Genomic DNA, 11,876 nt, shown 5'->3' on the forward strand with positions numbered 1-11,876 from the left:
TTTTACTCCTTAACTTCTCTTTTATCTTTATAAATTTTAAAAATTCCATAAAGTGTTATGAATATCCAAAAAACCTCTATCAAAAAAGAGCCTAGATTAAAATGCACAAGAAGCGAGATGATAAGCAGTATGGCTCCAGCTAAATTTATAAGCTGATAGCTTAAATCAGCGCTTGTCATCTTGCCGATCTGAAGTAAAAAATATGCAAGCACGATGCAAATCATGCCCAAAAATCCGATAAATTGAAAAATATCCATAAAATCTCTCTGCTCAAAATCAAAACTAATTGTAACATATTAAAAAAATTCTAGTTTTAAAAATTAAATATTATTTACAATAAATTTGTGTAATATTTCAAAAATATATTTTAAATAAAATTTAAATAACTTTATCATAAGGAGATTTTATGAAAAATACCGTTTTGCTGATGGCTGTGCCGCTTTTAGTAAGCAGCTCATTTGCGTTTGACGCAGCCAAAGATAAGGCTAAAAGCGCTTATCCGTTTGAAGTAAAAGTTCAGGAATTCAGGCTTCCTGCAGGCATTGATGAAAACGGCATAATAGACGAAGCCAAGCTTGGCGACTCTCCTTATGCAAAAACAGTTATATTTGGCTCAAAACTACTAAATGAGACCTCGCGCTATCTTGGCCCTCAGGCAAAAGACGAGAAAAAGCGCTTTGCTGGCAATAACCTATCCTGTTCAAGCTGCCACTCAAAGGGCGGAGTTGAGCCGGGACACTCTCCTTTCGTAGGAATTACGGCTAGATTTCCTCAATACAACTCAAGAGCCGATCAGGTCGTAACTCTTCAAGATCGTATAAACGGCTGCTTTCAGCGCTCAATGTCGGGCAAGCCGATCCCTGCAAACTCAAAAGAGATGCGCGCGATGGTAACTTACATGCACTGGCTATCGACAGGATATGAAGTGGGCGCAAAGGTTAAAGGTCAAGGACTTGTAAAAGCTGAATATATAGATAGAGCAGCCGATCCTAAAAAAGGTAAAGAAATTTATGCCGCCAGATGCGCATCATGTCACGGTGAAAACGGCGAAGGCATGGTAAATCCCGACTTTGCAAACGGTGGAGATTATTATGTATTCCCGGCTCTTTGGGGCAATGATAGCTACAACACGGGTGCCGGCATGTACCGCCTCATAAAAGGCGCTCAATACGTCAAATCAACGATGCCTCAAGGCGATGCGACTCTAACTTGGGAAGAGGCTTATGACGTAACAGCTTACATGAACTCACACGAAAGACCGATCAAGCAAGGCCGCGAGAAAGACTTTCCTGATCTTGACGTTAAGCCTATGGATATGGACGTGGGACCTTACAACGACGGATTTGACGAGAATGCTCATAGATTTGGACCTTACAAACCTATGCTTAAAAAATAAATTTTTCTTTGAATAGCAGTATTAATACTAATTTTGTCTTTAAATTTAGTATTAATACGCTAAAATCCCCCTCAAATTTAAATAATTAGGCTAAATTTTATGGATTTTGAGTTTATCAAAGAATTTTCGCCGATGTTCGTAAAAGCAGCGTTTTTAACGCTAAATTTGGCTTTTTGGGGGATCTTGCTCTCTATCATCATCGGTATCATCTGTATGGCTATAAAATTTTACAAGATAAAGCTCCTAATCCCTATCGTAAACGGCTACATCGAGCTTTCACGCAACACTCCGCTTCTTATACAGCTATTTTTCTTGTATTACGGTTTGCCAAAGCTGGGCATAAATATAAGCTCGTTTTCATGCGCGGTGATAGGGCTAGCGTTTCTTGGAGGAAGCTACATGGCTGAAAGCTTTAGGCTTGGGCACGAGTCGGTAAAAACCTCTCAGATCGAAGCGGGTCTTAGCATAGGACTAAGTCAAAATCAACTTCTTGCCTATGTAATCACTCCGCAAGCCTTTAGCGTGGCACTTCCTAGCATAAGCGCAAATATTATATTTTTACTTAAAGAGACATCAATAGTTAGCATAGTAGCACTTGCTGACCTTGTATATGTAGCAAAAGATATCATAGGACTATACTATATGACTGATGAGGCGCTATTTATGCTAGTTATTAGCTATCTTATAATTATTTTGCCAACTTCACTTCTTTTAACTTGGCTTGAAAAAAGGATGAAACGTGCAAGGAGCTAGCATCTTATTTGATGTCCAAAATTTAATGCGCCTTGGCGAAGGACTTATAGTAAGCCTTGAAATCTCTATAATATCGATAGTTATTTCGGTATTTGGCGGTTTATTTATGGGCGTTTTAATGAGCTCAAAAAATAAATTTATATATTGGATTTGCAAATTTTGCCTTGAAATAGTCCGTATCATGCCTACTATAGTATGGTTATTTATATTTTACTTCGGAGTAAGCAGAGCTTTAGGGCTTCATATCAGTGCGTTTGCGGCTTCGCTTTTAGTATTTAGCGTTTGGGGCATGTTTGAGATGATGGATATAGTAAGAGGAGCTATTACCTCAATACCTAAACACCAATTTGAAAGCGCATCATCATTAGGACTAAATAAGGCTCAAATTTACATATATGTCATCATCCCTCTTGCCATGCGCCGTTTGGTTCCGGGTGCCGTAAATTTACTAAGCAGGATGATAAAAACAACCTCAATAGTCGTATTAATAGGAGTGGTTGAAGTCGTCAAAGTCGGTCAGCAAATAATAGAAAACCACGTCTTTACAAACAACATGGCGCCGTTTTGGATATACGGCTTTATATTTTTTCTATATTTTATCATCTGCTATCCGATCTCAAAGCTCTCAAAGAAGCTTGAAGATAGATGGAATTAGGAGAATTCGTGAATAAATACATACTTCAACTTAAAAATTTACAAAAATACTATGGCGATACGCACGCTCTTAAAAATATAAATTTAAACGTAAAAAGTGGCGAAGTTGTCGTTATATTAGGACCTTCAGGTTGTGGTAAAAGCACTACACTTAGATGTATAAACGGTTTAGAGCATATTGAAAATGGGGAGATAATAATCCACAATCAAGTAATCACAAAAGACTTTAAAGACTGGACTAAAATTAGGCAATATGTGGGCATGGTCTTTCAAAGCTATGAACTATTTGACCATATGAACGTAATAGATAATATCCTACTAGGGCCGGTAAAGGCACAAAAAAGAGATAAAAAAGAGGTAGAAAAAGAAGCTGACATGTGGCTAGCAAAAGTTGGCTTAAGCGGTAAAAAATACTCATATCCAAAAGAGTTAAGCGGTGGTCAAAAACAAAGAATCGCTATCGTGCGTGCACTTTGTATGAATCCAGACCTAATGCTATTTGACGAGGTTACGGCAGCCCTTGATCCTGAAATTGTGCGTGAAGTACTAGATGTAATAATAAATTTAGCCAAAGATGGCATGACAATGCTAATTGTAACTCATGAAATGGAATTTGCTCGTGCGGTTGCAGACCGCATAATATTTATGGATGCCGGTGAAATAGTAGAAGAAAATACACCTAACGAATTTTTTACAAGTCCGAAAACGGAACGCGCAAAGAAATTTCTAAATCTATTTTCATTTTAATTAAGTATTTGTTAGTCAAATTTATTGCATAATTTACCTTATTTCAATCAAAGGAAAAAGAATGAGAAATTTTATGCTTTCATTTTTGGCAATCTTCGCCACTGTATTTTTAACAGCTCAGGTAGCCGAAGCAAACGACGCTTTGGCCAAAATAAAAGAGCGTGGATATGTGCGCATAGGAGTTTTTAGCGATAAACCCCCATTTGGATACGTCGATAAAAACGGCAATAATCAAGGATACGATATTTACTTTGCAAAACGCATAGCAAAAGATCTGCTTGGCGACGAAAGTAAGATAAAATTTGAGCTTGTAGAGGCCGCTAGCAGGGTTGAATTTTTAGTAGCTGACAAGGTTGATATTATTTTAGCTAATTTTACACATACGAAAGAGCGCGCTAGAGTCGTTGATTTCGCGCTTCCTTATATGAAAGTATCGCTTGGCATAGTTAGCCCTGAAGGCAAAGTAATAAAAAATATAAACGAGCTAAAAGGCAAAAAATTAATCGTAAATAAAGGCACTACAGCTGATGCATACTTCACAAAAAAACATCCCGATATTGAACTTTTAAAATATGATCAAAACACAGAGACATTTGGCGCACTGTTAGATAAAAGAGGTGCGGCTCTAGCTCATGATAATGCCCTACTTTTCGCATGGGCTAAAGAAAATCCTGGCTTTATAGTAGGTATAGAGTCGCTTGGTGATGTAGATGCAATAGCACCTGCAGTCAAAAAAGGCAACAAAGCTCTACTTGAGTGGATAAATAATGAAATAATCGAACTTGGTAAGGAAAACTTCTTTCACAAAGCATACGATGCTACACTTAAACCAATATATGGCGACAGTGTAAATCCGGAATCTCTTGTAGTAGAGGGTGGAAAATTATAGATTTTTAAGAAAAGAATACATAAATTGATTCCCCTTTGTTTGTTTACAAAAGGGAATTTTATTACTGGCAGCCTACATCATTCCGCCCATGCCACCCATTCCGCCCATATCAGGCATTGCCGGCATTGCAGGTTTATCCTCTTTTAACTCGCTTATAGTAGCCTCAGTTGTAAGAAGAAGGCTTGAAACGCTAACCGCATTTTGAAGTGCTACACGCTCGACCTTAACAGGGTCGATGATGCCTGCTTCAAACATATTTACATACTCGCCTGTGGCAGCGTTAAAGCCGAAATTTGCATCTTTGCTTGTGCTAACCGCATTTGCAACCACGCCCGCATCAAAGCCTGCATTTTCAGCTATTTGGCGAAGTGGAGCAGTTAAAGCGCGTCTTACGATAGCAGCACCGATAGCCTCATCGCCGTTTAGATCAAGCTTTACTCTCGCGCTTGCTTGGATAAATGCAGCGCCACCGCCGATTACTATACCCTCTTCTACGGCAGCTTTTGTAGCGCTTAGTGCATCATCTACGCGGTCTTTTTTCTCTTTCATCTCAGTTTCGGTTGCAGCACCCACTTTTATAACAGCCACACCGCCGCTTAGTTTTGCAAGGCGCTCTTGAAGTTTTTCTTTATCATAATCACTTGTAGTCTCTGCGATTTGAGCTTTGATCTGAGTGATTCTAGCATCGATTCCTGATTTGTCACCTGCACCGTTTACGATCGTGGTATTGTCTTTATCTATAACGACAGTTGAAGCTTGTCCTAGGTCGTTAAGCGTAGCTCCATCAAGAGTTCTGCCAAGCTCTTCGCTTATCACTTGACCGCCTGTTAGGATGGCGATATCTTCAAGCATTGCTTTTCTTCTGTCGCCAAAGCCAGGAGCCTTAACAGCAGAGATATTTAGCACACCGCGAAGTTTGTTTACAACAAGAGTTGCAAGAGCTTCACCCTCGATATCTTCAGCGATGATTAAAAGCGGCTTGCCTGTCTTTTGAATTTGCTCTAATATAGGCAAAAGCTCTTTTAAATTTGTAATCTTCTTATCAAAAAGCAAGATATAAGGATTGCTTAGCTCTACTTGCATTTTCTCCGCATTTGTGATGAAATAAGGGCTCAAATATCCACGGTCAAACTGCATACCTTCAACCACGTTTAGCTCATCTTGGATTGATTTTGCCTCTTCTACGGTTATAACGCCGTCTTTGCCTACTTTTTCCATAGCATCAGCGATTAGATTACCGATAGTGGCGTCTGAATTTGCAGAGATTGTAGCTACTTGAGCGATCTCTTTTTTATCAGTTACCTTTCTTGCCATAGCTTTTAGCTCAGCTATGATAGCGGCTGCCTCTTTATCCATACCACGTTTTACTTCGATTGGATTTGCGCCTGCTGTGATGTTTCTAAGACCCTCTTTAAAGATAGCATTTGCAAGAACGGTTGCTGTAGTAGTGCCGTCTCCAGCCTCATCAGCAGTCTTGCTGGCTACTTCGCGCACTAAACCTGCACCCATATTCTCAAGCGCGTCTTTTAGCTCAACCTCTTTAGCCACGCTTACGCCGTCTTTTGTGATAGCAGGAGCACCGAAACTCTTTTGTATAAGCACGTTTCTGCCGCGTGGTCCCATTGTCACTTTTACAGCGTCATTTAGCTTTCTTACACCCTCATATAGTCTATTTCTAGCCTCGTCTGAAAAAAATATCTCTTTTGCCATTTTTTGTCCTTAATATTTGATTTTAACTTATTTTATAACGCCCAAAACATCATCTAAATTTAGTACAAGATATGTTTTTGCTTCAAGTGTGATCTCTGTTCCCGCATATTTTCCAAACACTACTTCATCGCCCGCTTTTACGCACTCAACTTCGCTGCTCACAGCTAAAACTTTACCGCTTAAAGGTTTTTCTTTAGCATTGTCAGGTATAATAATACCTGTTGCTGTTGTCTTAACGTCCTCAAGGCGTTCAACTAATACACGCTTGCCTAATGGTTGAAAATTCATAATTCATCCTTTTGGTTAATTTTCATTTTTAGCACTCTTTTATTTTGAGTGATGAAAGTATATGATATTTTTTTGAATTTGTCAATAAATTAGTCAAATTTCTTAGTAAAGTTTAGTCTATATAACTAAACTTCCCTGAATGTATAAATTAAATTTAAAGGAAAAATATGCGAATCTTAGCTGTCATACTTGGACTTATTATACTGTTGCTTTTTGGCTCTTATATCATCGCTTTTACCGATTTTGGAAACGGCATCGTAAAGCCTTATGTTGAAAATATTATTAAAGAAAAAAGCGGATTTAACGTCAAATTTGATAAATTTCAGATAAGACCTACAACTATTAATATAGCAACAAGTATAAATAGCGAAATAAACGCTAAAGTAGAAGGGGATTTATCCTTATTTAGCCAATCTCTTAATCTTAAGTATAGCGTAGTGGTGGACAACTTAGTCTCTCTTGGCGTTGAACTTAAAGAAAAAATGCTATTTTCTGGAACAGTTAAAGGTAAATTTAGCGATTTTAACGCAAATGGAGCTGGAAATTTACTAGGTTCCAATCTTAAATTTGCAGCAAACTTAAAGGATTATAAACCGCTTGCACTTATTTTAGATGCAAAAAACATAGAGCTTGATAAGGCTCTGGCTTTAGCAAATCAGCCGATATACGCTAACGGCAAAATAGATATCACAGCAAATATAGCGGATGAGAGCGGCAAGCCAAACGGAACGGCAAACATCGATATTTTAAACATTAAAACCAATAATGCTTTAATCGCAAAAGACTTTAATGTCACGCTGCCTTCAAATTTTAGTGTAAACGGAGCGATAAAAGCAAATATAAAAGATTGGCTAGTAAATGCTAAAACAGCCTTTGTTGCGCCTATAGCTGTGGCGGGAAGTGAAAATACCATATATGATATCAACTCACAAACTCTAAGTAGCGATTTTAGAGTGATGATAGATGATTTAACCAAATTTGAACCTATTATAAACCAAAAGATTACTGGCACACTAAACATCAAAGGCAATACAATAGTAGCCAAAAACCAGCTAAAAAATTTTGAAGCCGATATAAACGGCTTTGGAGGCAGTGTCAAAGCCGTATTAAATAACGATAAGCTAACAGCTAAAATAAACTCATTAAGGCTTGAAGAGCTTACCAAAGTAGCTGCGATGCCGGCCTTTGCAAGCGCGGTTATAAGTGGCGATGCTATACTAAACGATATAAAAAATACAAAAAATATCTCGGGCAGTATTAAACTGACAGCCAGCAACGGCAAATTAAATCCAAGCGAGTTTAAAAAGCTTACAAATTTAGATATTGCCAGTGGAGTAAATTTTAACCTTAATGCAAATGCAGATGTTAAAAACGGAGAAGCGAAATTTGACGCAAACTTTCTTTCTAATTTGCTCAATTTAAAAGACCTAAAAGGCAGCTATGATATTGATAAAAAAGCCCTTGCAGGCAAATTTAGTCTAAGCGTGGACGATCTTGCAAAACTTGAGAGCATAGTTGGGCAAAAGCTATCCGGAAAAGTCGATATAAACGGTGATGTAAGCACGATTAACAATCAATTAAAAAGCCTAAATATTGACGGAAACGCGCTTGGCGGAAATATTAAGGCGAATTTAAAAGATGAAAAACTAACCGCAAATCTAAATTCGCTTTTACTTAAAGATATCTTTATCTTGATAGGCTCTAAGCCTTTAGCAAATGCTACAATAAATGCGGATGTGAATCTAAATGGGTTTGATATGAAAAATCTAAACGGAACAGCAAAAGTAAATATTAAAGATGGCCTGATATACGAAGCTGAAATGAGCAAAATGCTAGAAAAAAAGCTTCCGGCAGGGCTTAAATTTAGCGCCAACACAGATGTAAATATCCAAAAAAGCATAGCAAATTTTGACGTGACAGCAAATTTATTGGCAAATGACAGCAAAAATCTTCTTGAAGTAAAAAATACAAAAGGAAGCTTTGATATTAACCAAAATAGACTCAAAAGCATATTTGAGCTTGATATACCAGAACTTAAAAATATAAGCTTTTTAACAGATCGCGTTCTATACGGACCGATAAATTTAAAAGGAGACGCTCAAAAACAGGGCGAAAACATAACGGCAAACGTGACATCAAAGCTATTTAACGGCGATTTTAAAGGAAATCTACAAGATAATAAACTTGTAATAAATTTAACTAAATTTACAGCCAAAGGGCTAACAGATATGTTAGGTTTTGCCAATATATATGATGGAGTTGGCGATATGACTGCTGATTATAACCTTGCCACACAAAGCGGTAAATTTAATGTTTTAGTAGATGAGGGAAGGCTTGTCAAAAATAATTTTACTCAGACTATAGCGACATTTACCGGCAGGGATATTACAGGCGAAATTTATAGAAACAGCAAAATTTATGGAACTATAGAGAAAAACTTGATAGATTTTAATGCCGATATGAACGCTACTAGAAGTCAAATTAATGTCACAAACGGCAAATTTGATACAGCAACCAAGGCTGTAAATATTCCGGTAAAGATGAATTACGAAAAGACAGATATAGCTATTAATGTAACAGGAACAAGTGATAATCCTAAATACAATGTTAGCTCTGATTATATTAAAGGCAAGGCATTAAAAGAGCTGGATAGATTTTTAGATAAAAAGCTTGGCGGATCAAAGAGCGATAGCAATGAAACAAACTCTACTGGTGGAATAAATAAAAACGATGTGATTAAAGACCTCATAAAAGGACTCTTTTAATTAATTGGAAATTTGAGTGAAATCAACTTTCACTCAAATTTTGCCTTGTATATTATTTTATTGTATTAACGGTATTGCAAGCCTGTTCATTACCGTATTTGCAGCCTTTTGATAAAAGATCTTTGGCTTTTTGCAAATCTTTGGCTACCTTATCTACACCTTTGCTATAGATAAGACCACCTTTTAAACAAGATATATCGTCTCCGTGTTCACAACCCTTCTCATAAGCCTCAACCGCTATTTTCACATCTTTTTTGATAGACTTGGTGCCGTTTTCATAGAGTCTGCCTACTGCTCCACATCCAAAACCCAGCTTATTTTCACAGCTCTTTTTATAAATTTCAAGAGCCTTTTTCTCATCCTTTAGCACCCCTCTGCCGTTTTCATAAAAGCTGGCTAGATTATAGCAATTAAACATGTGCCCTTTTTCACAAGACTGCTCAAAAGCTTTAGCTGATTTTTCATACTCTCCAGCCAAAACAGCCTCATCCAATACAGGACCTACATGGCTATCAGAACCCATAGAAAAGGCAAGCGAACAGGCTGCCGCCAAACAGAATATAGTTTTTTTCATCTATTCTCCTTGTAATTTATTAAATCTTATTCTAAATCTATATTTTAATCATACAGGCTTGATTTTAGCAGAGATTTGATAAATTTAAAAGCAAATTTATAAGTTTTGTATAGAAATATTAATTACATTAATGATTTAAGATCAATCTCTATCTTTTAAATCTGTCAAAAAACCACATAAAGGCAAAGAGTAGTCCGGCAGCTTTGACTCTATTTTGATCATACATAAAATCTCTAGCCCTATCTACATCTATATAGACAAGCTCGATATTTTCGCCATCTATTCCACCACCCTCACTTACTTTCATACTATCGTTTATAGTTGCATAAAACATAGTTTGAGAATTTCCTCCAAATCCAAGCGCTCCGTGAGTTACCACTATTTTTTCAGCATCCTCTATCTTAAATCCTACTTCCTCCATAACCTCTTCTATTATTGCCTCTTTTTCGCTAAGCCCTTTATCCATAAGTCCTGCGCAAAGCTCGTATGTATAGCCCATTTCATAATAGCTCTTGCCATCTTTATGTAAGTTGTGCCATACAGCCGGACGAAACTGCTTAACCAACAAAAACGCATCCTTTTCTTCGTGATATAATAAAATAGACACACTGTTATGCACTTTTACACAATCCCAATATTTTCGAGTTCCGTTTACGGAGTATCCTAAGCGATAAGGCTTTATGAAGTTAGATTCTTCTAAATTTAAAATTTCAATATCTTTTATAACAGTATCCATTTGGCAAGTCCTAAAAAGCTAAAAAATCCGACTACATCGGTAACTGTTGTAAGCAAAACGCTTGAGCCGACAGCCGGATCTATATTAAATCTCTTTAAAGTTAAAGGTATGACGGTTCCAAAAAAGCCAGCAAAAAAGAAATTCATAAGCATAGCAGAACCTATAACCACTCCAAGCATCGGTCTATCAAACCAAAAAGAGGCAACAATACCTATCAAAACAGCAAATATTATGCCGTTTGTAAAGGCTATGCCAAGCTCGCGCTTTAAGGCATTCTTGGCATTTTTAAACTCAATTTCGCCAAGAGTTAAACGCCTAACAGTAACAGTAAGTGCTTGAGTACCTGTATTTCCACCCATTGATGCAACGATAGGCATCAGAATGGCTAGTGCAACATAGCTTGCAATAGTGTCATCAAAAAGACCTATTATACTAGATGAAACAATGGCTGTAACTAGATTTATAAGTAGCCAAATACCACGAGATCTGGTAGCCTTTAGCAGGCTATCATCTTCTTCTTCATCAGCATCACCGACGTTTGCAAGATTATAAATTTGCTCAGTTGCGCTATCTTCTATAAAGTCATGCACGTCATCTGTCGTAATACGTCCTAAAAGCACACCCTTGCTATCAACGACAGGTATAGAGTTTAAGTCGTAGTTTTGTACCCTATCTACAACCTCCTCTATAGGCTCATTATCTATGGCCACGTGAGGCTTATATTTATCCTCTTCGCTTTTTTTAATGATCTCTTCAAGAGTTTTGTTAAAGTCAAAAAGGATCAAGTCTTCAAGAGGAATGGCAAATTTTAAAACCTGATCATCGTCTATTATAAAAAGCTGAGAAACGTTTTCTAATTCACCGTTTTCTTTCTGTTCTCTTAGTCTATTAACGGCTATTTGCAGTTTTTCTTTTAAATTCGCGCTAAAAAGCTCCGTCTGCATATATGCACCGGCTTCATTCTCATCGTAGCTTCTAATCCTTAAAATTTCCTCTTGATCATCCCTGCCAAGACTGTCAAAAACCTCTTTCGCCTTTTTCTCGTCAATATCTTCTATGTATTCTAAAAGCTCGGCAGCATCGTCACTCTCTAATTCTTCTATAGCCTCTATAATCTTATCTGTAGGTAGAGTTTCGATAACATCTTTAAGCATATGATCAGGAAGCTCTATGGCCACATCACCTAAAATTTCAGGTTCAAGCTTCTCTATGTACTCTGCAAAAAGCTCCTCATCATGTTGCCTTACGGTCTTTAGATGCTGAGCTATGTCAGCAGGACTCAGCTCCTCTTCGATAGTATCGTTTAAATGCGAATCTATGAGCTCTTTGGCTTCGGTCAATTGATCATTTTCATTCATATTAAT

At 37.3% G+C, this 11,876-nt stretch carries 12 protein-coding genes; 6 read left to right on the forward strand and 6 right to left on the reverse strand.

Annotation, left to right across the window (positions count from 1 at the left end; genetic code table 11):
- Positions 1–2 precede the first annotated feature (2 nt).
- Complete coding sequence (locus CDOM16190_RS04590) at positions 3–257, reverse strand: CBU_0592 family membrane protein (RefSeq protein ID WP_170019078.1); 255 nt, start codon at positions 255–257, stop codon at positions 3–5.
- Positions 258–406: 149 nt separating this feature from the next.
- Here CDOM16190_RS04590 and CDOM16190_RS04595 point away from each other — a divergent pair, with 149 nt between their 5' ends.
- The 5 genes from CDOM16190_RS04595 (at position 407) to CDOM16190_RS04615 (ending at position 4,439) form a co-directional block, all read left to right on the forward strand.
- Entirely contained in the window at positions 407–1,396 is a 990-nt protein-coding gene (locus CDOM16190_RS04595; protein WP_170019079.1) for a c-type cytochrome, read from the forward strand.
- A gap of 99 nt (positions 1,397–1,495) precedes the next feature.
- A complete protein-coding gene (locus CDOM16190_RS04600) occupies positions 1,496–2,149 on the forward strand; it encodes an amino acid ABC transporter permease (RefSeq protein ID WP_169973761.1) in 654 nt (217 codons plus the stop codon).
- Between the two features lie 25 nt (positions 2,150–2,174).
- Complete coding sequence (locus CDOM16190_RS04605; RefSeq protein WP_170019171.1) at positions 2,175–2,804, forward strand: amino acid ABC transporter permease; 630 nt, start codon at positions 2,175–2,177, stop codon at positions 2,802–2,804.
- A gap of 8 nt (positions 2,805–2,812) precedes the next feature.
- Positions 2,813–3,550: an amino acid ABC transporter ATP-binding protein gene (locus CDOM16190_RS04610; protein ID WP_502707505.1), complete on the forward strand. Its 738-nt coding sequence runs from the start codon at positions 2,813–2,815 to the stop codon at positions 3,548–3,550.
- Between the two features lie 61 nt (positions 3,551–3,611).
- Positions 3,612–4,439: a cysteine ABC transporter substrate-binding protein gene (locus CDOM16190_RS04615; RefSeq protein ID WP_170019081.1), complete on the forward strand. Its 828-nt coding sequence runs from the start codon at positions 3,612–3,614 to the stop codon at positions 4,437–4,439.
- Between the two features lie 72 nt (positions 4,440–4,511).
- Here CDOM16190_RS04615 and groL read toward each other — a convergent pair whose 3' ends face one another.
- Positions 4,512–6,149 carry a chaperonin GroEL gene (groL, locus tag CDOM16190_RS04620; protein WP_170019082.1) on the reverse strand — a complete coding sequence of 546 codons (1,638 nt, stop codon included), beginning with the start codon at positions 6,147–6,149 and terminating at the stop codon, positions 4,512–4,514.
- A 27-nt stretch (positions 6,150–6,176) separates the two neighbouring features.
- Positions 6,177–6,437, reverse strand: a complete 261-nt coding sequence (gene groES, locus CDOM16190_RS04625) for a co-chaperone GroES (RefSeq protein WP_170019083.1) — start codon at positions 6,435–6,437, stop codon at positions 6,177–6,179.
- Between the two features lie 167 nt (positions 6,438–6,604).
- On the opposite strand from groES, the gene CDOM16190_RS04630 reads away from it, so the two are divergent.
- Complete coding sequence (locus tag CDOM16190_RS04630; protein ID WP_170019084.1) at positions 6,605–9,202, forward strand: translocation/assembly module TamB domain-containing protein; 2,598 nt, start codon at positions 6,605–6,607, stop codon at positions 9,200–9,202.
- Between the two features lie 52 nt (positions 9,203–9,254).
- On the opposite strand, the gene CDOM16190_RS04635 is transcribed toward CDOM16190_RS04630, so the two are convergent.
- The 3 genes from CDOM16190_RS04635 to mgtE all read right to left on the reverse strand — a co-directional run bounded on the left by CDOM16190_RS04635 (position 9,255) and on the right by mgtE (position 11,870).
- Complete coding sequence (locus tag CDOM16190_RS04635) at positions 9,255–9,776, reverse strand: tetratricopeptide repeat protein (RefSeq protein ID WP_170019085.1); 522 nt, start codon at positions 9,774–9,776, stop codon at positions 9,255–9,257.
- A 148-nt stretch (positions 9,777–9,924) separates the two neighbouring features.
- A complete protein-coding gene (locus tag CDOM16190_RS04640; protein WP_170019086.1) occupies positions 9,925–10,512 on the reverse strand; it encodes an NUDIX domain-containing protein in 588 nt (195 codons plus the stop codon).
- The gene (mgtE, locus tag CDOM16190_RS04645) at positions 10,497–11,870 is read right to left on the reverse strand and encodes a magnesium transporter (RefSeq protein WP_170019087.1); all 1,374 of its coding nucleotides are present in this window, start codon (positions 11,868–11,870) and stop codon (positions 10,497–10,499) included. Before mgtE ends, CDOM16190_RS04640 begins: the two co-directional genes overlap by 16 nt.
- Positions 11,871–11,876: the final 6 nt, after the last annotated feature.

The organism is Campylobacter sp. RM16190, from assembly GCF_012978835.1.
Taxonomy (GTDB): Bacteria; Campylobacterota; Campylobacteria; order Campylobacterales; family Campylobacteraceae; genus Campylobacter_A.

Excerpts from the sequence above, each read along its gene's own strand:
- CDOM16190_RS04590 (WP_170019078.1), bottom strand. The coding sequence starts at position 257 with ATGGATATTTTTCAATTTATCGGATTTTTGGGCATGATTTGCATCGTG.
- CDOM16190_RS04595 (WP_170019079.1), top strand. The coding sequence starts at position 407 with ATGAAAAATACCGTTTTGCTGATGGCTGTGCCGCTTTTAGTAAGCAGC.
- CDOM16190_RS04600 (WP_169973761.1), top strand. The coding sequence starts at position 1,496 with ATGGATTTTGAGTTTATCAAAGAATTTTCGCCGATGTTCGTAAAAGCA.
- CDOM16190_RS04605 (WP_170019171.1), top strand. The coding sequence starts at position 2,175 with ATGCGCCTTGGCGAAGGACTTATAGTAAGCCTTGAAATCTCTATAATA.
- CDOM16190_RS04615 (WP_170019081.1), top strand. The coding sequence starts at position 3,612 with ATGAGAAATTTTATGCTTTCATTTTTGGCAATCTTCGCCACTGTATTT.
- groL (WP_170019082.1), bottom strand. The coding sequence starts at position 6,149 with ATGGCAAAAGAGATATTTTTTTCAGACGAGGCTAGAAATAGACTATAT.
- groES (WP_170019083.1), bottom strand. The coding sequence starts at position 6,437 with ATGAATTTTCAACCATTAGGCAAGCGTGTATTAGTTGAACGCCTTGAG.
- CDOM16190_RS04630 (WP_170019084.1), top strand. The coding sequence starts at position 6,605 with ATGCGAATCTTAGCTGTCATACTTGGACTTATTATACTGTTGCTTTTT.
- CDOM16190_RS04635 (WP_170019085.1), bottom strand. The coding sequence starts at position 9,776 with ATGAAAAAAACTATATTCTGTTTGGCGGCAGCCTGTTCGCTTGCCTTT.
- CDOM16190_RS04640 (WP_170019086.1), bottom strand. The coding sequence starts at position 10,512 with ATGGATACTGTTATAAAAGATATTGAAATTTTAAATTTAGAAGAATCT.
- mgtE (WP_170019087.1), bottom strand. The coding sequence starts at position 11,870 with ATGAATGAAAATGATCAATTGACCGAAGCCAAAGAGCTCATAGATTCG.